The sequence below is a fragment of the Bacillus sp. V26 genome (assembly GCF_034296245.1).
Classification (GTDB): Bacteria; Bacillota; Bacilli; order Bacillales; family Bacillaceae; genus Bacillus; species Bacillus halotolerans.
Genome location: NZ_JAXKQF010000003.1, coordinates 412,360 through 438,020, shown reverse-complemented (window position 1 = coordinate 438,020; position 25,661 = coordinate 412,360). Strand labels below are relative to the sequence as shown.

Below are 25,661 nucleotides of genomic sequence, written 5' to 3'. Positions count from 1 at the left end.
AAAAAATGACTAATATAACCAATGAACCTTATTTATAATAATAAACAATTAAATACTGACTGGATAGTATGTAAATGAAAATAAATCCTATTGCCTATTAAATATGACCCCTTAACAACCGAATAGCATACCTCTGGAAAGAAATAAATACCGCAAAAGATTGATCCGGTGTAAGATAAGGGTAATCATACCGGCTGGAGAAAAATATGAAAAAAAACAAATTTCAAATTAAAAGAGAGCAAACATTTGAAAAATTTATAGAGGCTGGCCTGAATCTATTGATTGACCGAGCGTATGACCCTGTGTCTGTGGAAGAAATCAGCAGAGCTGCCGGGTACAGTAAAGGCGCATTTTATGTTCATTTTGACAACATGGAAGACTTCCTGCAGCATATCTTCGAAAATCATCAAATGAAAAAACAGATTATCATCGGTTACCTGGATGAAATCGAGCGGACATCTGCGAAACCGCTGACGCTGTATGAGGCTGCAAAACATGCCGCAGAGCTGCTGTTTTCTTACTACAAAAATAAACCATCATGGGACATCACCTCGTTTGCAATGAATATGCCGACCTTTAAAGCTGTCCAAAAATGCAAGGCTTATGTAGGGCTATACGAATTGTGGGTGGAAGAAAATACGTCATATATTCATTGGCTGAAGGAGAGAAAGCTGGTTGACGACAGTATTGATCCTGAGTATACGGCTAAAATAATATGTGCGGTGCTCGACGGAATCATCAAACAATCGCGTGTATTGGGCCATCCGGCCACATTCCGCAGCTTTTTTGACGCGCTTTCCGTTTTTGTTACTTTTAACCGCGAATACGCAAAGCTAAGAAATTTGAAAAGTTTTTCAGAAAGCGAGGAACATCGGTGAAGTATAGAGAAATGATTATGTATATCATTATGGGGATTTTCACGACAATCGTGAATATTGCCAGCTTTTATATATTGGTAGAGATCATGAATGTGGATTATAAAGCTGCAACAGTAGCTGCTTGGATTTTGTCTGTTCTGTTTGCTTACATCACAAATAAAGTATATGTGTTTCAGCAGAAGACAGATGACCTGCAAAGCCTGCTGAAAGAGCTCACTGCCTTTTTCAGCGTTCGGGTGCTGTCTCTCGGCATAGACCTTGGCATGATGATCATCCTTGTCGGACAGTTCCATACAAATGAAACGCTGGCCAAAATACTCGACAATGCGGTGATTGTTGTCGTCAACTATGTCGCAAGCAAATGGCTCGTCTTTAAAAAGACAAAAGAAGAAGGGGTATGACAAGGGCGGCAGCATATGATCTTCCGTTTTCGTTACAGAAAGACCGGGAAACAAATAATAAAAACCATGAAAGGTGATGCACATGCGGGAAGAATTGAAGGGGATATTTGCAAGTGTATTCGGAGAGAAAGAGGGATTACGGTTTTTTTTCGCACCGGGAAGAGTGAATCTGATTGGAGAACATACGGATTATAACGGCGGGCACGTGTTTCCGTGCGCGCTGACCATGGGTACATATGCTGCTGTTGCAGAAAGAAAAGACGGGCTGGTCAGATTGTATTCGGACAACTTTCAGGAAGCCGGCATAAAGGAATGCAGTCTTGACGGCATCCGTTATCAAAAAGAAGATGACTGGGCCAATTATCCGAAAGGCGTCATATATGAATTTCAGCAAAGGGGTTATTCGATTCCGCATGGCTTTGACATCGTGTTTTCAGGGAATATTCCAAACGGGGCAGGGCTTTCATCTTCCGCTTCCATTGAGCTGCTGATGGCGGTCGTGCTCCAAAGCTATTTTCATCCTCAACTCGAGGCGCTGGAGCTTGTCAAAATGGCACAGCATGCGGAAAACACATTTATCGGGGTCAATTGCGGAATTATGGATCAATTCGCAATCGGAATGGGGAAAGAACATCATGCGATCCTACTGAACTGCGATACGCTGGACTATGAATATAGCAAACTCGATGTCTCCGGGCTTGCGCTGGTTATTGCGAACACGAACAAAAAAAGGACATTGGCGGACTCAAGCTATAATGCGAGACGCCAAGAGTGCAGTGACGCATTCCTGGATCTGCAAAAGGAGCTCGACATTACATCACTTGGCGACATCAAGCCTTCTGACTTCGACGCTCACTCTGGCCTGATCCAAAATGAAACGAACAGACGCCGCGCAAAGCATGCCGTATATGAAAACCACCGCGCCATCAAGACAGCCGACATGTTTAAAGAAAACAATATTCAGGAAATCGGGCGGTTAATGAAGGAATCCCACCTTTCATTGAAGGATGATTACGAGGTGACATGCCCGGAACTTGATGAGCTCGTATTTGCAGCGTGGGAGCAAGAAGGAGTGATCGGCTCAAGAATGACGGGAGCGGGTTTCGGCGGCTGCACGATCAGTATTGTAAAGGATGAATTTGTTGATGACTTTATCCAAAAGGTTGGAGACAAATATCAAGAAAAAACAGGACTGAAAGCGGATTTTTATGTCGCTGATATTGGAGAAGGAGCGAGAGAATTAAAGGGGGAGTGACACATGAGCATTTTTGAACATCTGGAACAGCTGATAGAGTATGGGCTGGAACGAAAGCTGATATCGATTTGGGATCAGGAATATACGAGAAACCGACTTTATGAAGCGCTGGACATCAAACATCCCCAGCCGGTCTCAAGCACACTCATTAAGCAGAGCAAGCGTCTTCCTGACTTGCTTTCTCCCATTTACAAGTGGGCGGCAGAAACCGGCCGTATAGAAGCAAATACAGACACCTATCGAGATTTGCTCAGTGCAAAGCTGATGGGCTGTTTTGTCCCGCCTCCGTCTGAGGTCATCCGCAAGTTTGAAGAGACAAAGGCGTTATACGGACCGAAACAGGCGACAAAAGAGTTTTATCAGTATGCAGAGGATGTCTATTATATCAGGTCTGACAGAATCGCCAAAAACGTTCATTGGACGGTGCCGACCGAATATGGCGAGCTGGAAATGACAATTAACCTGTCAAAGCCCGAAAAGGACCCGAAGGCGATTGCGGCTGCCAAAGAACAGACGCAGACGGATTATCCGCCGTGTGTGCTTTGTAAGGAAAATGTCGGCTTTGAGGGAAGTGTGAACCATCCGGCCCGGCAGAATCACAGAATGATTCCTGTTATTCTCAGAGACGAGCAATGGTATTTGCAGTTCTCGCCATACGTGTATTATCCGGAGCATTGCATCGTTTTAAAGGGTGAGCATGAACCGATGGAGATCAGCAAAAAGACGTTTGAAAGACTGCTCTCATTCCTCGGGCAATATCCGCATTATTTTATCGGATCAAACGCAGACCTGCCGATTGTCGGAGGCAGCATTCTAAGCCACGACCATTTTCAGGGCGGGGCGCACGATTTTCCGATGGCGCGTGCCGAAATGACGGACAGATATGAATTAAACAGTTATCCCGGCGTGTCACTGGGCTTAGTGAAATGGCCGATGTCTGTGCTCAGGCTTCAGGGAGACGATCCGCATATTGTCGCTGAGGCAGCGGACCATATATTCCGTGCATGGCAGCGATATTCAGATGAAAAAGCCGGCATAGTCCCCTTCACAGGGGATACGCCACATAATACGGTCACACCGATTGCAAGACGCAGGGGAGGCACATATGAACTCGACATCGTGCTGAGAAACAATCGGACGGATGAGGAGCATCCATTAGGAATCTTCCATCCTCATCAGGAGGTTCATCATATTAAAAAAGAAAATATCGGCCTGATTGAGGTTATGGGCTTAGCGATTTTGCCGGGCCGTTTACAGGAAGAAATGAAAGCAACGGCAGCGTCCTTGTGCTCTGCTGATCCGAAAACAGCATTAGAAGAAAATGAGCTGACGGCTAAACATAAGGATTGGGCTCTTCGTCTGATGGAAAGAAGAACCATAACAAAAGAGAATGCGGAACAGGTTATAAAAGAAGAGCTTGGCCATGTATTCGCACGCATTCTTGAACATGCCGGCGTATTTAAACAGACACCCGAAGGAAAACAGGCCTTCAACAGGTTTATCCATTGTTTAGGCGTCAAACAAGTAAAAAGCCTCAACCGTTAAGGGAGAGGCTTTTTACTATTGAAAAAAGAGCCCAAAACGTGACGCTTTGGGCTCTGTCGCTCTTATCCTCTTTTTCTTGCTAAGAGGCTTACTAGAAATACAACAATGGCTGAACCGATAATCGCCGGGATAATGGCAAATCCGGCAAGGTGCGGTCCCCATGTTCCAAGCAGCCCGTGGCCGATCCAGGCACCGATAAGACCTGCGATCATCGACCCGATAATTCCTCCGGGCATATCTCCTTTTACAAACAGGCTGCCAACCCATCCGATAATAATAGCGACGATAAGTGAAATTATGAAACTCATCATGCAACACATCCTATTTTAAATTTATTTGCTTATATCATTCCTCCTTTTTGTATAAGATAAACAATTGAATGTGCTAATAAAAAAGCGGGATCAGTTCAGAGCATATCGCCGGTCTATTGAGCCTTTTCTTTCAATATTGGTTGCGTTAAAATGGTAATCGTGTGAAAAGATGCTAGGCAAGGAAAAATTAATTCCCTTGTAGAAAGTTTAACAAAATGAAATTTTTGATTGACCTTGGTTTTTTATTGTGGTAAACCTTTATTTGTCAGTAGAATTAGTTCTTCATCATCTTTCTTTACTTATATGCGGAAATAACTAGAAACTTTTCATCTTAAGCGATAGATATGAATAAAGTTGGAGCAATTTTTGTCGATTTTATGACATTTAAGCGAAAATGGGCTGAAGTTTATAAAAAAATAAAGCTAATAAGTGAAGTTTTTGATAGCATAACAAAGTAGAGAAAAGATTTTGAGGAAGTATGCACTTCAGATTTATTACATCAATAGGAAGGATGGTGATCTTCTTGTTCAGAGCAATAAAACCGTTACTTGTATTAGCGCTGTTAACTGTGGTTTTCGTCCTTGGGGGATGCAGCAATGCTTCAGTACTAGATCCGAAAGGGCCTGTGGCTGATCAGCAAAGTGATTTAATCCTGTTATCTATCGGATTTATGCTGTTTATTGTCGGGGTCGTCTTTGTTCTATTTACCATTATTTTAGTAAAATACCGCGACCGTAAAGGCAAAGATAATGGATCTTATAACCCAGAAATTCACGGTAACACGTTCTTAGAAGTAGTCTGGACAGTGATCCCAATTTTAATCGTCATCGCACTTTCTGTGCCAACCGTACAGACGATATATTCGTTAGAAAAAGCTCCTGAAGCAACAAAGGATAAAGAGCCTCTTGTTGTTTACGCTACTTCGGTAGACTGGAAATGGGTATTCAGCTACCCTGAACAGGATATTGAAACGGTCAACTACTTAAACATTCCTGTCGACCGCCCGATCTTGTTTAAAATCTCATCTGCAGATTCAATGGCATCGCTATGGATTCCTCAGCTTGGAGGACAAAAATACGCGATGGCAGGAATGCTGATGGATCAATACTTACAGGCTGATGAAGTGGGAACTTATGAAGGCCGCAACGCGAACTTCACAGGTGAACATTTTGCCGACCAAGAGTTTGATGTGAATGCTGTAACAGAAAAAGACTTTAACAGCTGGGTGAAAAAGACTCAAAATGAGGCTCCTAAGCTGACAAAAGAGAAGTATGATCAATTGATGCTTCCTGAAAATGTGGACGAATTAACGTTCTCTTCTACTCACTTAAAATACGTTGATCACGGACAAGACGCAGAATACGCGATGGAGGCCCGCAAACGCCTTGGCTATCAAGCCGTTTCACCGCACTCTAAAACAGATCCGTTTGAAAACGTAAAGGAAAATGAATTTAAGAAGTCTGATGATACAGAAGAATGATATTGATCAGGAAAGGAGGAAGCCCGCATGAAATTTAAATGGGATGAATTTTTTGTAACAGGTGACCCATTAATTCTGGGCGCACAAGTTTCCATTGCACTATCTACCATCGCCATCATTGTTGTACTTACCTACTTCAAGAAATGGAAATGGCTCTGGTCTGAATGGATAACAACTGTTGACCACAAAAAACTCGGAATCATGTATATTATCTCTGCTGTAATTATGTTATTCCGCGGCGGTGTCGACGGTTTAATGATGCGTGCCCAGCTAGCGCTTCCGAATAACAGTTTTTTAGACTCAAACCACTATAATGAAATTTTTACGACTCACGGTACGATCATGATTATCTTCATGGCGATGCCGTTTTTAATCGGTCTTATTAACGTTGTTGTACCTCTTCAAATCGGTGCTCGCGACGTTGCATTTCCTTACTTGAACAACCTGAGCTTCTGGACGTTCTTCGTAGGGGCTATGCTTTTCAATATTTCTTTCGTTATCGGAGGTTCTCCGAACGCAGGCTGGACAAGTTATATGCCGCTTGCAAGTAACGACATGAGCCCTGGGCCGGGTGAGAACTACTACCTCCTCGGACTTCAGATTGCCGGTATCGGTACCCTGATGACAGGGATCAACTTTATGGTCACAATCTTAAAAATGAGAACAAAAGGCATGACACTGATGCGTATGCCAATGTTCACATGGACAACACTGATCACAATGGTTATTATCGTGTTTGCTTTCCCTGTGCTTACAGTAGCTTTAGCACTATTATCATTTGATCGTTTGTTCGGCGCTCACTTTTTCACACTGGAAGCAGGCGGTATGCCAATGCTTTGGGCCAACCTGTTCTGGATTTGGGGACATCCTGAAGTATATATCGTTATTCTTCCGGCGTTCGGTATTTTCTCAGAAATTATCTCAAGCTTTGCTAGAAAACAACTGTTTGGTTACAAAGCGATGGTCGGTTCTATTATCGCCATCTCCGTATTGAGTTTCTTAGTTTGGACTCACCACTTCTTCACAATGGGGAACAGTGCGTCCGTTAACTCATTCTTCTCAATTACGACAATGGCAATCTCAATTCCGACCGGGGTTAAAATCTTTAACTGGCTCTTTACCATGTATAAAGGCCGAATCAGCTTTACAACGCCTATGCTGTGGGCGCTTGCGTTCATTCCTAACTTCGTTATCGGCGGGGTTACAGGGGTTATGCTTGCGATGGCAGCAGCGGATTATCAATACCATAATACGTACTTCCTGGTATCTCACTTCCACTACGTGCTGATCGCGGGTACAGTATTTGCTTGTTTCGCTGGATTTATTTTCTGGTATCCAAAAATGTTCGGCCACAAACTGAACGAAAAAATCGGAAAATGGTTCTTCTGGATCTTTATGATCGGGTTCAATATTTGTTTCTTCCCGCAATATTTCTTGGGGCTTCAAGGCATGCCTCGCCGTATTTACACATACGGACCGAATGACGGCTGGACAACATTGAACTTTATCTCAACAGTCGGAGCTTTCATGATGGGTGTAGGATTCTTAATCCTTTGCTATAACATCTACTACAGCTTCCGTTACTCTACTCGGGAAATCAGCGGAGATTCATGGGGTGTGGGACGTACGCTTGATTGGGCGACTTCATCTGCGATTCCGCCGCACTACAACTTTGCGGTGCTTCCTGAAGTCAAATCTCAAGATGCATTCCTGCATATGAAAGAAGAAAAAACTGAATTATACCCTGAAAGCAAATTCAAGAAAATCCATATGCCAAGCAACTCAGGCAGACCGTTCTTTATGTCTGTTGCCTTCGGTATCGCCGGCTTTGGACTTGTCTTTGAATGGTACTGGATGGGCGTAGTCGGATTGATCGGAGTCCTGCTCTGCATGGTTCTGCGTTCATTCGAATACGACAATGGCTACTACGTTAGTGTTGATGAAATAAAAGAGACGGAAAGAAAGATTTCCGAATAAGGAGGCGTGAGTTATGGAACATGCAGAACACGGCAATTCTAACGCGCCTATGGAATATCAATCTGAAACCGGTAGACTTAATATTCTCGGGTTTTGGATCTTTTTAGGGGCAGAAATTGTGTTGTTCTCAACACTATTTGCAACCTTCTTCGTTCTTCAAAACAGAACAGCAGGAGGTGTCTTACCGGACGAACTGTTTGAAGTGAATCTGGTAATGATTATGACGTTCTTGCTGCTTATCAGCAGCTTTACCTGCGGGATCGCTGTTCATGAAATGCGCCGCGGAAGTTTAAAAGGCGTAGTCATTTGGACAATTATTACTCTTCTTCTCGGCGCCGGCTTCGTCGGTTGTGAGATCAACGAGTTTGTCCACTATGTACATGAAGGAGCATCTCTCGGTACAAGTGCGTTCTGGTCTGGATTCTTTGTTTTACTTGGAACTCACGGAACTCACGTAACAATCGGTATTTTCTGGATTACAGGAATTCTGATTCAGTTGAAGAAACGCGGCTTAACTCCGCAAACTTCATCTAAAATCTTTATCTCAAGCTTGTACTGGCACTTCTTAGATGTTGTATGGATTTTCATCTTTACAGGTGTCTATCTCATGGGATTGGGGGGTCTGTAAAATGGCAAACAAATCTGCTGAACACAGTCACTTTCCATGGAAGCACATTGTAGGTTTTGCACTGTCTATTGTTTTGACCCTGCTGGCTCTATGGGTTGCAGTGTATACTGAATTGAGTCCATCAGCAAAACTTTGGATCATTTTCGGCTTCGCCTTCATTCAGGCGGCGCTCCAGCTTCTCATGTTCATGCACATGACAGAGAGCGAAAACGGCGGTATCCAAGTCGGAAACACGCTGTTCGGATTCTTCGGCGCGATCGTTATCGTGCTTGGATCCATCTGGATTTTCGCGGCTCACTATCATCACGGTGACCATATGGACGGAAATCCTCCTGGAGGCGCTGAACACTCAGAGCACTCAGGCCACAACGAATAAGCAAAAACCCTCTTCGTCAGAAGAGGGTTTTTTGCTGTTTCAGCTGCTGCTTCGCTTTCTGCGAAGGTAAGGAAGGCCATAAATGATAAAGGCCGCGATATGAGCGACAATAACGTTGACGGCAAACAGGATAATCATGAGAGTGTGTCCGAGTGGAGAAAGGCTTTCTGTTGCGTAAAAGAAGAAGAATACCCACATTAAAATAATTGGCGGAATAGCAGAGAGTGCGACTTTTTTGTTATCGAGCCAAATAAAGAGGGGAGTAGCGCTGGCAACCAATAAATAAGCAAAAAACATGTCCATCATACCCGTCTCCTTTCATTTTGTGACAGCGTTTACAAAAATGAAGTAGAGGAAATGAATTGTGTCTGTTTTGTGGTTGTTTTGTGAACATTTTGTTACAATTATTATACCATGTTTTCCAGAAATTGATACAGGTATTTGCAGAAATGGTCTGGCACTATTGCCTTATTTTTTATCGCCAATCCGCTAGGAGAATGTATGGAAACCGTGAATGGAACAGTTTGTTTACTTAGGCATTGGTTTTCTGGGAACTTGATGTACGATAGGAACCTTCAATAAATACATATTTATTAAGAGACTGCATTCATAACCCTTGAGAAATAGGGTTTTTTCATTTGAAAAGTTTTGTGTCAATCGAAACATTTCGGTTTATCATACGTCATATTTCGTGTAGCTGAAAAAGCGCCGCAAATGCGCGCAAAAAACAAAAAAGGAAACGAGCTTCACGTGTCATCTTGAACTTGGTTCATGTATAATAAACATTAGTGATTTTCCGATGAAAATGTAAGGCGGGATAGAATGAGTCGATATAAGAAACAGCAAAGCCCCTTCTACCAGGGGGATTTGATTTTTATATTAGGTGTGTTTTTTATCATAAGCGTAGTATCAATTTATGCTGCCGGTCAGTTTGGGCAGTATGGAGACGGTGCTTGGAAGAAACAAATCGTCTATTATGTATTGGGCATTGTTGCAATAACGGCACTACTTTATTTCGATTTAGAGCAGCTGGAAAAACTTAGTTTATATGTGTTTATATTTGGAATCTTATTGCTGTTGATATTAAGAATCAGCCCTGAGTCTATCGCCCCTGTGAAAAATGGTGCAAAGAGCTGGTTCCAATTTGGACCTGTTACGTTGCAGCCTTCTGAATTTATGAAGATAGGGCTCATGATGATGGTGGCCTCGGTTATATCTAAGGCGAATCCTAAAAAAGTTCGTTCACTTAGAGATGATGTCTATCTTTTGTTGAAGATAGCAGGCGTTGCAGTAGTGCCAATCGGACTTATCCTTCTGCAGGATGCTGGTACAGCTGGGATCTGTATGTTCATTGTGATTGTCATGGTCTTTATGTCAGGAGTAAACTGGAAGCTGATCGCGATCATTGGCGGTTCAGGTATCTTACTTATTTCTCTTGCGTTGTTAGTCATGATTAATTTTCCTGATGTCGCTAAGTCAGTGGGTATTCAAGAGTATCAAATTAACAGGGTTACATCTTGGGTTTCTGATTCAAATGGAACAACTCAGGAAGATGCAAATAGCGGCTGGCAGGTTGATCAGGCCGTCATGGCTATCGGCTCAGGCGGTATTATCGGAAATGGTGTTCATAACTTGAAGGTTTATGTACCAGAGGGACAAACTGACTTTATTTTTGCTATTTTAGGAGAAAGCTTCGGATTTTTAGGCTGTGCCATTGTTGTTATCATGTTCTTCTTCTTAATCTATAGACTTGTCGTTTTGATTGACAAGATCCATCCATTCAACCGTTTTGCTTCTTTCTTTTGCGTAGGTTATACGGCGTTAATTGTTATCCACACATTCCAGAATATCGGGATGAATATCGGTATTATGCCTGTTACCGGGATTCCGCTGCTGTTTGTCAGCTATGGGGGGAGCTCGACGCTTGCCACGTTAATCGGTTTCGGCATTGTGTATAATGCGAGTGTTCAGTTGACGAGATACAGAAGTTATTTGTTTAATTCATAAAATGCAGACAGCCTTTAAAGGGCTGTCTTTTTTGTTTCAGAGCATTTCACTTTTGGCTTCACTTTTTTTGGGATATGATAAACAGATAAGGAGGTCCTTGTGATGAACAACACAATTGAAACCATTTTAAACCATCGGTCGATCCGATCTTTTACTGATCAGCTTCTGACAGCTGAGGAAATTGATACATTAGTGAAAAGCGCGCAGGCTGCGCCTACGTCCAGCTATGTACAGGCTTATTCGATTATCGGTGTTTCCGATCCGGAGAAAAAACGTGAGCTGTCTGTGCTTGCGGGGAATCAGCCTTATGTAGAAAATAACGGGCACTTTTTTGTGTTTTGTGCGGACTTGTACCGTCATCAAAAACTGGCTGAAGAAAAAGGCGAACCTATTTCTGAGCTGCTGGAAAATACGGAAATGTTTATGGTCAGTTTAATTGATGCTGCGCTTGCGGCTCAAAATATGAGCATCGCCGCGGAATCAATGGGGCTTGGCATATGTTATATCGGAGGCATTCGGAATGAACTGGACAAGGTGACAGAGGTGCTGCAAACGCCTGACCATGTGCTTCCGCTTTTTGGCCTGGCTGTAGGACATCCTGCCAACCTATCCGGTAAAAAACCGAGATTGCCGAAGCAGGCTGTTTATCATGAAAATACGTATAATGTGAATGACGATGACTTTCGTGAACATATGAGTGCATATGACAAAACCATTTCTGATTATTATAGAGAAAGAACAAACGGTCAGCGGGTGGAAACGTGGTCTGATCAAATTCTGAACTTTATGAAGCAGAAACCGCGTACGTACTTAAATGAATATGTGAAGAAAAAAGGCTTTAATAAGAACTAAATGTGAAACCTCTCCGCTGGCGGAGAGGTTTTTATGTTTCACGTGTAACATATCTCGACAAATAGAGACAAGGTGACACAAATAAATGACGATTGATCGGGGGACACTGATGAACAGTGTGAGCGGCTTAGAAGAAAAAATAATGGATCAGTGATACGATGAGGACGAGGTGGTAGGGATGTTATCATTAAGTATATTAGATCAATCTCCGGTGTCCGAGGGAAGCTCTGCAGAAACGGCATTACGGGAAACTGTTGAGCTTGCTCAGGCGGCTGAGGATATTGGGTATAAGAGATTTTGGGTTTCAGAGCATCACTTTTCAAAGCGTCTGGCAGGGTCCAGTCCAGAGGTGCTGATCAGCCACATTGCGGCGAAAACGAACCGGATCAGGGTGGGATCAGGAGGTGTCATGCTGCCGCACTACAGTGCCTATAAAGTAGCGGAGAATTTCCGTGTGCTGGAGGGGCTGACACCGGGAAGAATTGATCTCGGCCTAGGCAGAGCGCCGGGAGGAATGCCGATTGCATCTTGGGCGCTGAATGACGGCGGGAAACGCAATGCTGATCAGTATCCGCAGCAAATCAAGGAGCTGACCATGTATTTGCATGATTTGGCGGATGACAGTCACCGGTTTCCTAATTTAACGGCTGCACCGCATATTTCAACTGCGCCTGATGTGTGGCTGCTCGGTTCATCTGGAGAAAGCGCGCTGCTCGCCGCTGAATCGGGTGCCGGCTATATGTTTGCCCATTTTATCAATGGCGAGGGCGGGGAGGATACGGTCAGACAATATATGAGACGATTTAAGCCGTCTGTGTTAGGAGAAACACCTCGGGCGGCAGTTGCTGTTTTTGTTCTATGTGCGGATACAGAGGAGAAAGCGGAGCAGCTGGGGGCAGTGCTTGATTTTACTCTCTTGGCGGGTGAGCAGGGCATACCTTTAGAAGGCGTTCCTGATTATGAAGCTGTCCGGCAAAATACGTACTCTCCTTATGAACAAAGACGAATTGCTGATAACAGAAACCGAATGATTGTCGGTACGAAAAAACAGGTCAAGGAACAGCTGATGTCCTTGAGTAAGGCTTATGGTACAGAGGAAATCATGGCGGTGACCATTACGAACCGATTTGAGGATAAACTTCATTCTTATCGCCTTTTACAGGAGGCGTTTGCTGAGGCATGAAGCCGCTAAAGCCTGAATGAAAAAAGCCCCGCCGATGTTTCTCGGCAGGGCTGCTTTTTATTCAACAGTAAACGGCTCTTCGGTCAGAACCTGGCTTGATTTGCCTTTGTTCGCTGCATAGGCGAGCATATAATATTCACCGGCTGGAAGCTTTGTGCCCCCATTGATCGTGCCGTCCCAGTCGAAGTACTGATAGCCTTTATCTTGATGTTTATAAATACCTGCTTGGCCTGCAAAGTCAAGGTTGCTGTCATAGACGAGGAATGCCAGCTCTTCCGCTCCCGCAGGAAGGTAGGTTTCAATTTCATAGGTGCCTTGTTCAGAGCCCTCATTAACTGAGACAGACGTTACCCTCGGATAATCCGGCTCTTTTACGATCAGCAATGTAGGAACCTTGGCGACGGTTTTTCCGCCTTCTCTAACGATGACTGTTCCTTCATAGGTGCCTGCTTTTGTTTTCTTTGTGTCGACCTTTACTTTTGCAGTGGCTTTTCCGGTTTTATGAGCCGGAATCACAACACGGCTTGTGCCGGATGTGGAAATGCCGCTTCCGTTAAATGAGTATTCTAGCGTGTATGATTTTCTAATGGAAGATTGGTTTTCAATTGTAAAGGTTTCTTTTTTCGTTTCGGTTCCTTTTTCCTTCAAAAATGTGCCGTACGAGTAGCTTCCCGGTGTGACGAACGAGTCGGCTTTGATCGCGTTCATAATTCTTGCGCTGCCTGCGCCTTGAGCGTTATGCGGATATACTTCTCCGTCGCCATCTTTTAATGTGACGGCGGTATTCATGATGGCAGCCTTGATCTGTTCAACGCTCCATTTCGGTTTAGCTTGTTTGATGACGGCAACCGCTCCGGCAATATGAGGTGATGCCATGCTTGTTCCTTGTTTTGACCCGTAGCCATATGGATTGTCAGAATCATGTGTCGGAATGGTGCTGACGATATTGACGCCTGGCGCGGAAATATCCGGCTTAATCATCCACGTATCCATCACAGGGCCGCGGGATGAGAAATCGGCAACCTGTTCACCGAGCGCTTTTGAGACCGTCAAGTTGAATGTTGCTTTTGTCTCGCCTGCTTTCATGGCGCTGATGAGTTTTTCGCCGTCTTCTAATGAAAGCTTAATCGTTGGCACAGACATGCCTGGCACATTGGCTTCAACTTCTCCGGACAGGTTGTTATACACAACCATGCCGATGGCGCCTGCTTTTTTTGCGTTATCTGCTTTATCCACAAAAGCAATGCTGCCCCGTTTGACGAGTGCCACTTTGCCTTTCAGATCTTTTCCTTCAAAGTCCTTTTCTTCGCCGAGGCCAGCGTCGACAAGCTCAACCTCTTTATTGTGAAGCGCCTTGACGTCCTCTTCTTTGTCATAGCCCATGACTTTTGCTGAAGAGTAAGAGCCGAATGAGACGGCGTATTCATTGAGCGGAAGCTGCGTTGCGCCGACAGAAATCGCTTCTCTGGATGTGCCTGGCGATCCGACTGTCCAGCCGTTTGGTCCGCTGTTGCCATTTGATGTAACGGCGACAACGCCTTCTGACATGGCCCAGTCAAGCGCTGTGCTCGTCGCCCAATCCGGGTTGTTTAACGAGTTTCCGAGAGACAGGTTCATCACATCTGCTCCGTCCTGAACTGCACGTTCTACACCGGCGATGACGTTTTCTGTTGTGCCGCTTCCTCCCGGTCCGAGAACGCGGTAAGCGAGAAGTGTTGCATCAGGCGCTACGCCTTTAATCGTACCGTTTGCAGCGACAGTTCCGGCCACGTGTGTTCCATGGTCAGTGGCTCCGCCTCTTGGATCGCCTGTCGGTGTTTCTTTCGGATCGTAATCATTGTCTACAAAATCGTATCCTTTATATTGTCCGAAGTTTTTCTTCAGATCAGGATGATTGTACTCAACCCCTGTATCAATAACAGCCACTTTGACGCCTTTCCCTGTGTAGCCTAAATCCCATGCATCATTTGCTCCGATATATGGCGCGCTGTCATCCATTTGCGGAGAGACAGCGTCCTCGGAGATGGTGATGTCTTTCTCCTTGATATTGTCTGTTTTGTAAGTGACGTTCGGGTACACAGCTTTAACATCATCTACTGCTAGAAGTTTTGGAATTTCATTAGCTGGAAGCTTCATAGAAAATCCGGAGAATACCTGCTCATATTCTCGTTTTACTTTTCCGTTTTTCACCGCTTTCACGGCTTTATTTTTTGCTTTTGAGCGGGCGTTTTTGAGCTTGCTTTTCGTTTGGTTTACTCCCGCTTCTTTCGCCTCTGCTAAGGATTTTTCTTTTAATTCCACAATCACCGTTGTTTGTTTGCTTGTTGTCATGTCAATATCACCGAATACCTCGGCCTTTTCCAGATCCGCCGATCCTTTTGAAGATACCTGTGCTGCCTGTACACCTGTAATGCCTGTGGATAACGTAAAGAATAAAACCAAACCTAGAAGCAGAAAACGAATAATCCCGTTTTTCAATGTGTTTCCCCCTTTGTGTTTAGAAAAAATGGTGATGATCTAGTATATATTTCTTGAAAATTCAAAAAAATCCTTGTGTCATTTGGACCATTTATTGGATTTTGGTTGTGTATAAGGAAGGAGTTATACACAGAACCCTGTGTATAAGTGAATAAAGCTGTGTATATATATAGTTGGGAATATATGTTCTTATACAAAATATAGATGGGGTTTGTGGACATGTGGATATCTCTTGTGATTAAGTTGTTCTTATCTTTGGGATAACTTGTGTATAAACTTTTTAAAGCGGTTCTCCAATTTTCATTTCATTTCTTTCAGCTTTCAACAAAACTTCTTAAAACTAGTTTGTTTTTTCACTCATATTGTGACAAAGAATTCTCTTTCCACGGTCTATCATAGAGTCATGAGTTTTGCTAGAGCTGCTAGTTTGCGAGAAAAGAAATCGGCCGTCTTTTCCTGTGAGCTGCGGCTGAAAAAACGGGCTGCTAAAAAGGCTGCCTGCCAAAAAGAAGCGGAGGGATGTTTTTTTATGAAACGTTTGCTTGTATCTTTACGGGTGTGGATGGTCTTTTTGATGAACTGGGTGGCGCCGGACCGAAAACATGCGGCTGCCGCTATTTATTCGGCTCAGCGTACATATCAAAGAAAAGCGGCGGTGCAAGCCGCAGGACTGGTTTCGTTTTATGAATGGCGGATGGCTGTGAATGACGAAGAAAAACAGAAAGCGAAAGCCGCCGCTCTCTATAAAAGAAGATGTCTGCAAGCCTTCAAGGAATCGCCAAAGCAGGAGAGGGCCGGCCCGCAGCTTTACATGGCGGTCAAAAGGAGGTAAAATCCCAGTCATAAAAGCTAATTGGCGGGAGAGAGAGCCTCTTGAAAATCTATAAGGTATTAAACAACAATGCGGCTTTAATCAAAGAGGATGATCAGGAAAAAATCGTCATGGGTCCGGGCATCGCTTTTCAAAAAAAGAAAAATGATCTCATCCCTATGAATAAAGTAGAAAAGATTTTTGTCGTGCACGACGAGAATGAAAAATTTAAACAAATCCTGCAAACACTGCCTGAGGAGCATATTGACATAGCTGAGGATATCATCAGCTATGCGGAAGGGGAGCTCGCGGCGCCGCTGAGCGACCATATTCATATTGCGCTTTCTGACCATTTGTCCTTTGCGATCGAAAGGATTCAAAATGGGCTGCTTGTGCAAAATAAATTATTGCATGAGATAAAGGCGCTCTATAAAAAAGAATACGAGATCGGCCTGTGGGCGATCGGACATGTAAAAGAGACATTGGGCGTGTCTCTGCCTGAAGATGAAGCGGGTTATATTGCCCTTCACATCCATACGGCAAAGATGGATGCAGAGAGTATGTATTCAGCGCTGAAGCATACGACGATGATCAAAGAAATGATAGAGAAAATAGAAAACTACTTTAATCGAAAGGTGGATGAAAACAGCATTTCCTATCAACGCCTTGTCACGCATTTGCGATACGCGGTCAGCCGGTTGGAATCAAATGAAGCGTTTCATGTCATGGACGAAGAGATGCTTTATTTCATCCAAAAAAAGTATTCATTTGCCTATCAATGTGCGCTGGAGCTGGCGGAGTTTCTGAAAAATGAATATCAATTACATTTGTCGGAGTCCGAGGCCGGCTATATCACGCTGCATGTCCAGCGTCTTCAAGATCTCTCGGAAAAACCGCTTTGACTTGCAGGGAGTGATCTCTGGAAGTTTTTTTATTGATCGGCATTCAGCGTGTGATACATCCAGCCCATCATCACAATTCCTGCGGCCAGATTGCCGAGTGTAACAGGAATTAAGTTTCTGACTGCTCCCGCCAGTGTGACTGTATCAGGGTGATCGATCAAAAGTGAAATCGCAAATGTGCACATATTGGCAATGCTGTGTTCAAAACCGGAAATAAAAAAGCAGAAAACGAAAAGCATCATGGCAAACAGCTTTGCCCCTTCTCCTTTGAGAGACATCGGAATGAAAAAAGCGAGACATACAAGCCAATTGCACAGCATTCCTCGGAAAAACAGCTCTGAGGCAGGCGGCTCTATCTTGTGCTCTGCCAGATGAATCAAAAAGGAATGGGATGCCCCCTCAAAAAGCCCGGTTGCGCTGATAAGAATCGCAAACAAAACGGCTCCGATCAAATTGCCGGTATAGCTGAAAACCCACAGGTACAGGGTGTCGCGCCAGCGGATTTTTTTCCGGAGTGCGGTATAAGTGAAATAAAAGGTGTTGCCGGTGAATAAATCCCCGCCTCCGTAGGCAATTAATACAATAGCAGCTCCAAATGTCACAGCGGCAGCCGGAAAGGCAAACGGTGAGTCAGCAATAGAGAAATAGCTGCCTGTTTTGCTTGCGGCTGTAATGCCAAAACCGATAAACATGCTGGCTAAAATGGATCTGAGCAAATAACGGATTTTGCTTGAAACGAATATGTTTTGTTTTCTTAAAGCATACTGTTCAACCTTTTGCAATGCTTGAGTTTCCATTGTCTTTTCCTGCTTTCTTTGATAGATGAGCATAGTATAGCACGACATTGTGAAACTTTTCACAACTAATATTTACGACTTTTTGTCTAATTGTTTTACATCACTTTTTATCTAAAAAAACAGTTGACGAAAACGCTATCATCAATTATGATGAAAGCGTATTCTTCATTCGAATAAGCGGGATTGTGACTGGTAAAGCAGGCAAGACCTAAAATTTGCGTAAATGAAAAAGGATCGCTGTGTCCTTTATTCGTTGGCGAATTTTAGGTCTTTTTTGTTTATAAAAGGGGGAGAAATAGATGAATATTAAAGAGACTGCAAAACGCCTCATTGAGCTTCTCGGAGGAAAAGAAAACATCATCAGCGCGGCTCATTGTGCGACAAGGCTGCGTTTAGTGATCAGGGATGAATCAAAGATTGACCAATCGCAAATAGAAGAGCTTGAAGGCGTCAAAGGCGCTTTCAGCAGTTCAGGCCAATACCAGATTATTTTTGGAACAGGCCTTGTCAATAAAGTGTATGACGCTTTTTCTAAGGAAGCCGATGTAGAGCGTGAAGAACATGTGAATCACCAGGATGCTGCTAAAGAGAAACTGAACCCTGCGGCAAGATTCGCGAAAACGCTTTCGAATATTTTTGTTCCGATCATTCCAGCCATCGTAGCCAGCGGTCTGTTAATGGGATTATTGGGAATGGTCAATGCCTTTCATTGGATGAGTAAGGACTCTGCGCTGCTGCAACTCCTCGATATGTTTTCAAGCGCGGCATTTATCTTTCTGCCGATTTTGATCGGGGTCAGCGCTTCAAAAGAGTTTGGAAGCAATCCGTATTTAGGAGCGGTCATCGGGGGAATCATGATACACCCCACTCTTTTGAATCCATGGGGTCTGGCGGAAGCGTCACCTGATTATATGCATCTTTTCGGGTTTGATATCGCGCTTCTCGGTTATCAGGGAACCGTCATCCCTGTTCTGCTGGCTGTTTATGTCATGAGCAAGGTAGAGAAATGGACAAGAAAAGTGGTTCCGCATGCGGTCGATTTGCTTGTTACGCCTTTTGTTACTGTCATTGTCACCGGTTTTGTCGCATTTATTGCCATCGGTCCTCTAGGAAGAGCGCTTGGCTCCGGTATTACTGTTGCTTTAACATATGTGTACGATCATGCCGGTTTTGTCGCAGGCCTGCTTTTCGGCGGCACCTATTCACTGATCGTCCTGACAGGTGTTCATCACAGCTTCCATGCGATTGAGGCGGGGCTTATTTCAGATCTTGGCAGGAACTATTTATTGCCGATTTGGTCTATGGCGAATGTCGCCCAAGGCGGGGCAGGCCTTGCCGTCTTCTTTTTAGCGAAAAAGGCAAAAACGAAGGAAATCGCTCTTCCGGCGGCATTTTCTGCTTTTCTTGGTATTACTGAGCCCGTCATTTTCGGGGTGAACCTTCGATACCGGAAGCCGTTTATCGCCGCGATGATCGGGGGCGCGTTGGGCGGCGCGTATGTCGTATTTACACATGTTGCTGCAAACGCTTACGGGTTAACAGGCATTCCGATGATCGCCATTGCAGCACCGTTTGGCTTTGGAAATCTAGTAAACTATATGATTGGAATGGTTATTGCAGCAGTATCAGCATTCATTGCGGCGTTTGTCATGAAAATTAACGAAGATGAGGAGAGAAAAAAATGACGGCACATGATCAGGAGCTGCGTCGCCGGGCTTATGAAGAAGTTGAGAAAAAAGAACATATCGCTGACAGCGATCCGCACCGCCAGCACTTTCACATCATGCCTCCGGTTGGTTTGCTGAATGATCCAAATGGCGTTGTGTATTGGAAAGGAGTCTATCATTTGTTTTTTCAGTGGCAGCCGTTTCAGACGGGGCACGGCGCAAAGTTTTGGGGGCATTATACGACACGCGATTTTGTGAATTGGAAGCGGGAAGAGATTGCGCTGGCTCCGAGTGATTGGTTTGATAAAAACGGCTGCTACTCGGGCAGCGCTGTTGTCAAAGATGACCGGCTCTATCTGTTTTACACAGGAAATGTCAGGGATCAGGATGGGAATCGGGAAACGTATCAGTGCCTTGCTGTATCGGATGATGGGCTGACCTTTGAGAAAAAAGGGGTTGTCGCCCGCCTTCCGGAAGGCTATACAGCTCATTTTCGCGATCCGAAGGTGTGGGAGCATGAAGGAAAATGGTATATGGTGATCGGTGCACAAACGGAGAACATGAAAGGCCAAGCTGTTTTGTTTACTTCCGATAACCTGACAGAATGGGCGTTTCTCGGCCCGATAACAGGTGCCGGTCTCAACGGACTGAACGGTTTCGGGTATATGTGGGAGTGCCCTGACCTGTTTTCTCTTCAAGGCTCCGAAGTGCTGATTGTCTCGCCCCAAGGACTTGAAGCGGACGGCTATCATTATCAAAATGTGTATCAATCCGGATATTTTGTAGGCCGGCTTGATTATGAAAAAACGGGGCTGATGCATGCTGTGTTTACGGAGCTTGATCAAGGCTTTGATTTTTACGCGCCGCAAACACTTGAAGACGATCAGGGACGCCGGATACTGTTTGCGTGGATGGCTGTACCTGATCAGGATGAGAATTATCATCCGACGAAAGATTATCACTGGATTCACTGCATGACGCTGCCGAGACAGCTGACGCTATCAGGGGAGAAGCTGATTCAGCAGCCGCTTCCTGAGCTGAAAGCGATGCGGAAAAATGGGCAGGAAGTTCAAATCAACATGTATGGATCGTCTGGTACGCTGCCAGTTGAAAATCCTGAAAGAGCTGAGATTTTGATTGAAGACATTAATACGGAGTCTGGTTTTGAAATCGATATCCGCGCCACTGCCACATTCTCTTTTCAGAAGGAAGAAGGGCTTATCACGCTGACGCGCACAAGCTTTGACGATACAAAAACAGAAGCGAGACATTGCCGTATCAGCAATCTTCACACAGTACACATGTTTATCGACGCGTCATCAGTGGAAGTCTTTATCAATCATGGGGAAGAGGTATTCAGTGCGAGATATTTTCCTTTCCCGGGAAATGATGAAGTGACAGCGAGATCAAATGGAAAATCTGAAATGAAAGTCGGAATTTGGACAATTATGTAGAAAATCCTCCTATTTTCTTATGTGAAATCTGTGCCATCTGTGCTATTCTTCAACGATAACCTACTATTTTTTTCTGTAAAAGGAGTTGTTTTCTTGAATATACATGAACAGAAGATAACACCGGAATGTTTAGAAAAGGCTGCGGATCATGTTGAGGATAAGCGGGAAGAATATAAGGATGTGCTTCTTCAGCTGAAAAAAATGCTACGGGGAACATCGCCGCATAGTGAAGCGGCAGAAACCCTTTCAAGGGCATATGAACAAATGAAGGAATATGCGCTTTTTGTTCAGTCGATAGAAACATTTTTGAGGTCATCTGCGAACAATTTAAAAACCAAATAAACAGGCTGCCGATGTGATCGGCAGTTTTTTCTGTTGCAAAAGAGGACTACTTTCAAGTATGGAAGCGGCAGATCAAACGCACAAAGACTCTTATGATATAGACATTTTTGAGGCGGGCGGTTACGAAGATGTGAAATGGAATGCGACAGAGCGTCCCAATATGTAAGATTGAACATAAAAACAGGCTGCCTCTTTATAAGGCAGCCTGTTACGCTTATGATTGCTTATTCAGGCGCAATGCAGAATGCTTCGTAGGTCCGACATACTGATTCAGCGGGAAGGACTCTTTAATCGCAGCAGTAATAAATTCTTTCGCCGCGTAAATCGCTTCTTTGACTTCCGCACCTTTTGCGAGTTCTGCTGTCACTGCTGCGGAGAACGTACAGCCGGCGCCATGTGTATAAGGCGTATCTATCATTTCGCTTTCAAGGACTTCCGCTGTTTCTCCGTCATACAGAACGTCTACAGCTTTTTCGTGCTTCAGCTTGCCTCCGCCTGTAATCACAACATATTGAGCACCGAGGGCGTGGATTTTTTTCGCCGCTTCTTTCATGTCTTCAATCGTTTTTAACTCACCCATGCCGCTGAGCTGGCTGGCTTCGAACAGATTTGGCGTAATCACGGTAGCGAGCGGTGCCAATTGTTCACGCAGGGCTTGCGCGTGCTCTGGATAAAGGACCTCATTTGCCCCTTTGCAAACCATAACCGGATCAATCACGACGTTTTGCAGTTGTTTTTCCTTGATTGTTTTCGCCGCAAGCTCAATAATTTCAACGGTTGGCAGCATTCCTGTTTTCATGGCGTCCACACCGATGCCGTCTACAATCGTTGCGAGCTGGGCGCGAATCGTGTCAGGATCGATCGGAAAGACTTGATGGTCCCAGCTGTTGTTTGGGTCCATCGCGACGATCACCGTTAAGGCCGTCATCCCGTATACGTTGTTTTCTTGAAATGTTTTTAAATCAGCTTGAATTCCCGCGCCGCCGCTGGAATCGGAGCCGGCAATCGTGAGTGCTTTATGCATAGACATGTGTTGAACCTCCATCAATGTTTTATATCTCATTATAGTTAGATTTTCTGCTTATCACAATATGAAAGGTTTATAGGAATCAATTGACAATATCAGGGTGATTTCGTAAAATGCTACATAAGAAAACTAGGTAGGGGTTTTGTCATGTTAAATCGTGAGCTGATTAAAGGCAGCACTGTGATATTGGTATTAACGCTCCTGAATGAGAGGCCGATGTATGGCTATGAGCTTGTAAAAGAGATGGGAAGCCGCAGCGATCATGAACTGCAGATGAAAGAGGGAACATTGTATCCTTCCCTTCATAAACTTGAACGGCAAGGATATATTTCTTCCTATTGGGAGAAGCAGGAGAAAGGGCCGGATCGTAAGTATTATCGGATTACAGAAGACGGCAGAGAGATTCTTGCAGAGCGCACAAAGGAATGGAGCGTGTTTTCAGCGATGATGGACCGAATGCTGAAGCGGGGCGGACAGAATGGATAAAGAGACTTATTTATATAAAGTGAAAAACGGGCTTAAAGGGGTTTCTGATTGTGAAGCGATGATCGAAGAGATCGAAAACCATATTGACCACCACTTGTTTCACTCCATTCAAGAGGGGAAGAGTGAGGCGGAAGCCATGGAATGTTTGCTTCGGGAATTTGGCACACCGGATGAGATTGTGTCTTCCTTTCAGAAAGAACAGCCTGTATCCGCCCGTACGTTTTTATTATTCCATCTTTTCTGCAATAGTGCTTTATTTGCAGCAGGTATTACCATTACGGCATTGCATGCATGGTTAGAATCTCCCTTTGTTCATGCAGTGTGGAAAGGCATTTCTGTTTCTATGTGGCTGATTTTAGCTGCTTATATTCTCTATTGGGTGCTGATTGGGTACCAAGGCGTCAGGGAGTTCGGGCAACGGGGTGAACGGCTTGTTTTGCATACGATTCTTATTTCCATGGTGCCGAACGTTATTTTTATGTTTGTTTTTCTGTTTGATCTCGTTCCTGCTGCACTGTTTCAATCTTTGCTGACACCTTGGTTTATAGGGGCGTGTGCTTGTGCTACGCTGTTATTTCCGGCGTGCGGGCGAATAGGCTGTTATTTTGGCAGGCGCCAGCTTGCCTGATTTTTTAGGTATATACATAGAATTTCTATGTAATAAGGGGGATTGTCATGAGACTCGGCTCTTGTTTATATGGTTTTGTTATTCATGTGGCTGTATTTTTGTTTGTGGGTGCCTCCATGCTTTTGATTATGGCTGTGTCCGTACCGCTTGTTTTTTTGCTCGATAGGCTGCCAGATGTTGTTTTTACTGCTGGTGCAATCATTTTTTTATTATTCTTCTATTCTATTGGCTGGTTTTGGGCGCTCTGGATTGCTTGCCACCAACGCATGCGTCTGTTTGATGTTCAATTGGGGTCCTTTGTTCTGCTGGCTTTGCTGATTGGTTTGTTCTTGTCAGATGGAACGAGTGTTTCTGAAATTGTGAGGGATTGGGACGATGCAGGCTGTGCTTTTGTTCCGCCGGCATTCACTTTTTTGTGCCTTTCTTACGCATTGGTGCTGCTGCCGGTCTATCAATCGAAGCTGTGGCATCTCGTCCTGCCGAATGGCGTCCGCCTGAAAGATGTCGTTCGTGTATGCGCAGATCTGATGCTGATTATGGTGCTTCTGGTAGGCGTCACTTTGCTGTTTCTGTAGTTTCCATTTCACAGTTCGGTAGGATCTTCCCACTGATCTCCCATCCAATATATGTTTTAATAGTACATGACTATGAAAATGAGAAGGAGAGCATCATGAAGATTTCTATCGTAATTGTGACCTATAATCGGATTCCGGCTTTGTGCGAGCTGCTGGAGTCGATTTCGCAGCAGACTATGAAGCCGTATGAAGTCATTATTGTCAATGATGCCGGGGAATCGGTTGAGCGGGCCAAAGCACTGTATCCGGAGCTGCCGATTGTTGTGATTGATTTAGAGAAGAACTCAGGCCATGTGGCGGCGAGAAATGCGGGTGTCAAAGAGGTGTCAGGCGACTGTATCATGCTTTGTGATGATGATGATTTCTTCACGCCGGGCCATCTGGAAAGAATGGCGAAAGAAATGGAAACGGCAGATTTCGTTCATTCTGATGCCGAAATTGTGTCGTTTGAAGAGAGAGAAGGGACAAGATATCCGATTTCGCGGAAGTTATTTGCGTATACCGCTGATTATGAGGATATGAGAGTGTTCTCGACCTACGTGCCGTCGGGCAGCATGTACAGACGTTTCCTGCACGATGAGATCGGGTATTTCGATGCTGATGTGCATAATTATTGGGACTGGGATTTTTACTTGCGTGCAGCGAAGGATTACCGGGTCAAGCGTGTGCCTTGTGCCAGTGTGATATATGCATTCAGTGACGCGGGAGACAATCAGTCCGCAGACCTTGGCGCCAAGCGGAAGCAATTTTTGGATCGTTTAAGCGAGAAGCACGGACTAGGGGAACTGCCGACGAAAAACTTTGCCGTCCTGCTTGAAGAGCCTGACATGAAGAGGCGGGAAGCACAAAGTGAGATTGTTTGGGATGGCAAACCTGTCTATTCCAGACTTCATCGTTCGTAAGGAGGTTTGCATCTTGAAACAGCTTTTACAGGACAGCTGGTGGGAACAGCTGAAGGAAGAGTTTGAAAAACCGTATTATCAAGAGCTGAGAGAAATGCTGAAGCGGGAATACATGGAGGAGACGGTCTATCCGGACAGCCGCGATATCTTTAATGCGCTGCACTATACGCCGTACGATGATGTCAAGGTGGTCATTCTCGGCCAAGATCCGTATCACGGGCCTGGACAGGCGCAAGGCTTAAGCTTCTCCGTAAAGCCGGGCGTGAAGCAGCCGCCTTCATTGAAAAATATTTTTCTCGAGCTTCAGGATGATATCGGCTGCAGCATACCGAATCACGGGTCGCTCGTCAGCTGGGCGAAGCAGGGAGTTCTTTTGCTGAATACCGTGCTTACGGTGCGGCGCGGACAGGCGAATTCCCATAAGGGAAAAGGCTGGGAGCGGCTGACTGACCGGATGATTGACGTGCTGAATGAAAGAGAGCGGCCGATCATCTTTATATTGTGGGGCCGGCATGCCCAAATGAAAAAAGAACGGATCGATACGTCCAAGCATTTTATTATTGAATCGACGCATCCCAGCCCGTTCTCAGCAAGAAACGGATTTTTTGGCAGCAGGCCATTTTCACGGGCAAATGCCTTCTTGGAGAAAATGGGGAAGGCTCCGATTGATTGGTGTATAAAGGATTTATAAAAAGCGCA

Annotated in this window: 26 protein-coding genes; 21 read left to right on the top strand and 5 right to left on the bottom strand. The window is 44.6% G+C overall.

All coding sequences use genetic code 11. The features are described 5' to 3' along the window. Positions 1-206 precede the first annotated feature (206 nt). The 4 genes from UJ203_RS13000 (at position 207) to galT (ending at position 4,079) form a co-directional block, all read left to right on the top strand. The gene (locus UJ203_RS13000) at positions 207-878 is read left to right on the top strand and encodes a helix-turn-helix domain-containing protein (protein WP_322011361.1); all 672 of its coding nucleotides are present in this window, start codon (positions 207-209) and stop codon (positions 876-878) included. A 17-nt stretch (positions 879-895) separates the two neighbouring features. Next, the gene (locus tag UJ203_RS12995; RefSeq protein WP_202853354.1) at positions 896-1,279 is read left to right on the top strand and encodes a GtrA family protein; all 384 of its coding nucleotides are present in this window, start codon (positions 896-898) and stop codon (positions 1,277-1,279) included. Positions 1,280-1,361: 82 nt separating this feature from the next. Next, positions 1,362-2,534: a galactokinase gene (locus UJ203_RS12990; RefSeq protein WP_202853339.1), complete on the top strand. Its 1,173-nt coding sequence runs from the start codon at positions 1,362-1,364 to the stop codon at positions 2,532-2,534. A 3-nt stretch (positions 2,535-2,537) separates the two neighbouring features. Next, positions 2,538-4,079, top strand: coding sequence for a UDP-glucose--hexose-1-phosphate uridylyltransferase (gene galT, locus UJ203_RS12985; protein ID WP_322011359.1), 1,542 nt, complete (start codon positions 2,538-2,540; stop codon positions 4,077-4,079). 62 nt (positions 4,080-4,141) lie between these two features. Here the strand turns inward: galT and UJ203_RS12980 are convergent, their stop codons facing one another. Further along, the gene (locus tag UJ203_RS12980; RefSeq protein ID WP_010332356.1) at positions 4,142-4,387 is read right to left on the bottom strand and encodes a GlsB/YeaQ/YmgE family stress response membrane protein; all 246 of its coding nucleotides are present in this window, start codon (positions 4,385-4,387) and stop codon (positions 4,142-4,144) included. A gap of 517 nt (positions 4,388-4,904) precedes the next feature. Between UJ203_RS12980 and qoxA the strand changes: the two genes are divergently transcribed. From qoxA to qoxD, 4 genes are read left to right on the top strand one after another with little or no spacing between them, the layout of a single operon-like run. Next, positions 4,905-5,870, top strand: a complete 966-nt coding sequence (gene qoxA / locus UJ203_RS12975; RefSeq protein ID WP_081638380.1) for a cytochrome aa3 quinol oxidase subunit II — start codon at positions 4,905-4,907, stop codon at positions 5,868-5,870. A 27-nt stretch (positions 5,871-5,897) separates the two neighbouring features. Beyond that, positions 5,898-7,847 (top strand): cytochrome aa3 quinol oxidase subunit I, encoded by a 1,950-nt coding sequence (gene qoxB / locus UJ203_RS12970; protein ID WP_010332354.1) that lies wholly within the window; start codon positions 5,898-5,900, stop codon positions 7,845-7,847. A gap of 13 nt (positions 7,848-7,860) precedes the next feature. Then, entirely contained in the window at positions 7,861-8,475 is a 615-nt protein-coding gene (gene qoxC, locus UJ203_RS12965; RefSeq protein ID WP_003236031.1) for a cytochrome aa3 quinol oxidase subunit III, read from the top strand. Between the two features lies 1 nt (position 8,476). Then, on the top strand, positions 8,477-8,851 hold the full coding sequence (gene qoxD / locus UJ203_RS12960) for a cytochrome aa3 quinol oxidase subunit IV (protein ID WP_024123290.1): 375 nt from the start codon (positions 8,477-8,479) through the stop codon (positions 8,849-8,851). Positions 8,852-8,890: 39 nt separating this feature from the next. On the opposite strand, the gene ywcE is transcribed toward qoxD, so the two are convergent. Then, the gene (gene ywcE / locus UJ203_RS12955) at positions 8,891-9,157 is read right to left on the bottom strand and encodes a spore morphogenesis/germination protein YwcE (protein WP_081638379.1); all 267 of its coding nucleotides are present in this window, start codon (positions 9,155-9,157) and stop codon (positions 8,891-8,893) included. 516 nt (positions 9,158-9,673) lie between these two features. On the opposite strand from ywcE, the gene UJ203_RS12950 reads away from it, so the two are divergent. The 3 genes from UJ203_RS12950 to UJ203_RS12940 all read left to right on the top strand — a co-directional run bounded on the left by UJ203_RS12950 (position 9,674) and on the right by UJ203_RS12940 (position 12,893). After that, on the top strand, positions 9,674-10,858 hold the full coding sequence (locus tag UJ203_RS12950; RefSeq protein WP_059292274.1) for an FtsW/RodA/SpoVE family cell cycle protein: 1,185 nt from the start codon (positions 9,674-9,676) through the stop codon (positions 10,856-10,858). A gap of 102 nt (positions 10,859-10,960) precedes the next feature. After that, a complete protein-coding gene (nfsA, locus tag UJ203_RS12945) occupies positions 10,961-11,710 on the top strand; it encodes an oxygen-insensitive NADPH nitroreductase (protein WP_202853337.1) in 750 nt (249 codons plus the stop codon). Positions 11,711-11,888: 178 nt separating this feature from the next. Continuing rightward, complete coding sequence (locus UJ203_RS12940; protein ID WP_322011351.1) at positions 11,889-12,893, top strand: LLM class flavin-dependent oxidoreductase; 1,005 nt, start codon at positions 11,889-11,891, stop codon at positions 12,891-12,893. Between the two features lie 57 nt (positions 12,894-12,950). Here UJ203_RS12940 and UJ203_RS12935 read toward each other — a convergent pair whose 3' ends face one another. After that, the gene (locus UJ203_RS12935) at positions 12,951-15,371 is read right to left on the bottom strand and encodes a S8 family peptidase (RefSeq protein ID WP_322011349.1); all 2,421 of its coding nucleotides are present in this window, start codon (positions 15,369-15,371) and stop codon (positions 12,951-12,953) included. A 529-nt stretch (positions 15,372-15,900) separates the two neighbouring features. Between UJ203_RS12935 and UJ203_RS12930 the strand changes: the two genes are divergently transcribed. Beyond that, complete coding sequence (locus UJ203_RS12930; protein WP_059292278.1) at positions 15,901-16,203, top strand: hypothetical protein; 303 nt, start codon at positions 15,901-15,903, stop codon at positions 16,201-16,203. A gap of 41 nt (positions 16,204-16,244) precedes the next feature. Then, a complete protein-coding gene (gene sacT, locus UJ203_RS12925; RefSeq protein WP_322011346.1) occupies positions 16,245-17,084 on the top strand; it encodes a sac operon transcriptional antiterminator SacT in 840 nt (279 codons plus the stop codon). Between the two features lie 29 nt (positions 17,085-17,113). Here the strand turns inward: sacT and UJ203_RS12920 are convergent, their stop codons facing one another. Then, positions 17,114-17,881, bottom strand: a complete 768-nt coding sequence (locus UJ203_RS12920) for a formate/nitrite transporter family protein (protein ID WP_105954447.1) — start codon at positions 17,879-17,881, stop codon at positions 17,114-17,116. 299 nt (positions 17,882-18,180) lie between these two features. Here UJ203_RS12920 and scrA point away from each other — a divergent pair, with 299 nt between their 5' ends. From scrA to UJ203_RS12905, 3 genes are all read left to right on the top strand, one after another. After that, the gene (gene scrA / locus UJ203_RS12915) at positions 18,181-19,566 is read left to right on the top strand and encodes a PTS system sucrose transporter subunit IIBC (protein WP_322011343.1); all 1,386 of its coding nucleotides are present in this window, start codon (positions 18,181-18,183) and stop codon (positions 19,564-19,566) included. Then, complete coding sequence (gene sacA, locus UJ203_RS12910) at positions 19,563-21,002, top strand: sucrose-6-phosphate hydrolase (RefSeq protein WP_322011341.1); 1,440 nt, start codon at positions 19,563-19,565, stop codon at positions 21,000-21,002. Before scrA ends, sacA begins: the two co-directional genes overlap by 4 nt. A 93-nt stretch (positions 21,003-21,095) precedes the next feature. Continuing rightward, positions 21,096-21,344: a hypothetical protein gene (locus tag UJ203_RS12905; RefSeq protein WP_024123279.1), complete on the top strand. Its 249-nt coding sequence runs from the start codon at positions 21,096-21,098 to the stop codon at positions 21,342-21,344. A gap of 214 nt (positions 21,345-21,558) precedes the next feature. Here the strand turns inward: UJ203_RS12905 and UJ203_RS12900 are convergent, their stop codons facing one another. Then, positions 21,559-22,374 carry a bifunctional hydroxymethylpyrimidine kinase/phosphomethylpyrimidine kinase gene (locus tag UJ203_RS12900; RefSeq protein WP_322011338.1) on the bottom strand — a complete coding sequence of 272 codons (816 nt, stop codon included), beginning with the start codon at positions 22,372-22,374 and terminating at the stop codon, positions 21,559-21,561. Positions 22,375-22,518: 144 nt separating this feature from the next. Here UJ203_RS12900 and UJ203_RS12895 point away from each other — a divergent pair, with 144 nt between their 5' ends. From UJ203_RS12895 to UJ203_RS12875, 5 genes are all read left to right on the top strand, one after another. Then, positions 22,519-22,857 carry a PadR family transcriptional regulator gene (locus UJ203_RS12895; RefSeq protein WP_044159912.1) on the top strand — a complete coding sequence of 113 codons (339 nt, stop codon included), beginning with the start codon at positions 22,519-22,521 and terminating at the stop codon, positions 22,855-22,857. Beyond that, positions 22,850-23,485, top strand: a complete 636-nt coding sequence (locus UJ203_RS12890) for a permease prefix domain 1-containing protein (protein ID WP_322011335.1) — start codon at positions 22,850-22,852, stop codon at positions 23,483-23,485. The genes UJ203_RS12895 and UJ203_RS12890 overlap by 8 nt, the downstream gene beginning before the upstream one ends. A 47-nt stretch (positions 23,486-23,532) precedes the next feature. After that, a complete protein-coding gene (locus UJ203_RS12885) occupies positions 23,533-24,060 on the top strand; it encodes a hypothetical protein (protein WP_322011333.1) in 528 nt (175 codons plus the stop codon). Between the two features lie 95 nt (positions 24,061-24,155). After that, the gene (locus UJ203_RS12880) at positions 24,156-24,962 is read left to right on the top strand and encodes a glycosyltransferase family 2 protein (RefSeq protein ID WP_322011331.1); all 807 of its coding nucleotides are present in this window, start codon (positions 24,156-24,158) and stop codon (positions 24,960-24,962) included. A gap of 13 nt (positions 24,963-24,975) precedes the next feature. After that, positions 24,976-25,653, top strand: coding sequence for a uracil-DNA glycosylase (locus tag UJ203_RS12875; protein WP_322011329.1), 678 nt, complete (start codon positions 24,976-24,978; stop codon positions 25,651-25,653). Positions 25,654-25,661 lie beyond the last annotated feature (8 nt).

What these genes read in the sequence shown, in the direction of transcription:
- UJ203_RS13000 (WP_322011361.1), top strand. Translation starts at nt 207, where the DNA reads ATGAAAAAAAACAAATTTCAAATTAAAAGAGAGCAAACATTTGAAAAA.
- UJ203_RS12995 (WP_202853354.1), top strand. Translation starts at nt 896, where the DNA reads ATGTATATCATTATGGGGATTTTCACGACAATCGTGAATATTGCCAGC.
- UJ203_RS12990 (WP_202853339.1), top strand. Translation starts at nt 1,362, where the DNA reads ATGCGGGAAGAATTGAAGGGGATATTTGCAAGTGTATTCGGAGAGAAA.
- galT (WP_322011359.1), top strand. Translation starts at nt 2,538, where the DNA reads ATGAGCATTTTTGAACATCTGGAACAGCTGATAGAGTATGGGCTGGAA.
- UJ203_RS12980 (WP_010332356.1), bottom strand. Translation starts at nt 4,387, where the DNA reads ATGAGTTTCATAATTTCACTTATCGTCGCTATTATTATCGGATGGGTT.
- qoxB (WP_010332354.1), top strand. Translation starts at nt 5,898, where the DNA reads ATGAAATTTAAATGGGATGAATTTTTTGTAACAGGTGACCCATTAATT.
- qoxC (WP_003236031.1), top strand. Translation starts at nt 7,861, where the DNA reads ATGGAACATGCAGAACACGGCAATTCTAACGCGCCTATGGAATATCAA.
- qoxD (WP_024123290.1), top strand. Translation starts at nt 8,477, where the DNA reads ATGGCAAACAAATCTGCTGAACACAGTCACTTTCCATGGAAGCACATT.
- ywcE (WP_081638379.1), bottom strand. Translation starts at nt 9,157, where the DNA reads ATGATGGACATGTTTTTTGCTTATTTATTGGTTGCCAGCGCTACTCCC.
- UJ203_RS12950 (WP_059292274.1), top strand. Translation starts at nt 9,674, where the DNA reads ATGAGTCGATATAAGAAACAGCAAAGCCCCTTCTACCAGGGGGATTTG.
- nfsA (WP_202853337.1), top strand. Translation starts at nt 10,961, where the DNA reads ATGAACAACACAATTGAAACCATTTTAAACCATCGGTCGATCCGATCT.
- UJ203_RS12940 (WP_322011351.1), top strand. Translation starts at nt 11,889, where the DNA reads ATGTTATCATTAAGTATATTAGATCAATCTCCGGTGTCCGAGGGAAGC.
- UJ203_RS12930 (WP_059292278.1), top strand. Translation starts at nt 15,901, where the DNA reads ATGAAACGTTTGCTTGTATCTTTACGGGTGTGGATGGTCTTTTTGATG.
- UJ203_RS12920 (WP_105954447.1), bottom strand. Translation starts at nt 17,881, where the DNA reads ATGGAAACTCAAGCATTGCAAAAGGTTGAACAGTATGCTTTAAGAAAA.
- scrA (WP_322011343.1), top strand. Translation starts at nt 18,181, where the DNA reads ATGAATATTAAAGAGACTGCAAAACGCCTCATTGAGCTTCTCGGAGGA.
- sacA (WP_322011341.1), top strand. Translation starts at nt 19,563, where the DNA reads ATGACGGCACATGATCAGGAGCTGCGTCGCCGGGCTTATGAAGAAGTT.
- UJ203_RS12900 (WP_322011338.1), bottom strand. Translation starts at nt 22,374, where the DNA reads ATGTCTATGCATAAAGCACTCACGATTGCCGGCTCCGATTCCAGCGGC.
- UJ203_RS12895 (WP_044159912.1), top strand. Translation starts at nt 22,519, where the DNA reads ATGTTAAATCGTGAGCTGATTAAAGGCAGCACTGTGATATTGGTATTA.
- UJ203_RS12890 (WP_322011335.1), top strand. Translation starts at nt 22,850, where the DNA reads ATGGATAAAGAGACTTATTTATATAAAGTGAAAAACGGGCTTAAAGGG.
- UJ203_RS12885 (WP_322011333.1), top strand. Translation starts at nt 23,533, where the DNA reads ATGAGACTCGGCTCTTGTTTATATGGTTTTGTTATTCATGTGGCTGTA.
- UJ203_RS12880 (WP_322011331.1), top strand. Translation starts at nt 24,156, where the DNA reads ATGAAGATTTCTATCGTAATTGTGACCTATAATCGGATTCCGGCTTTG.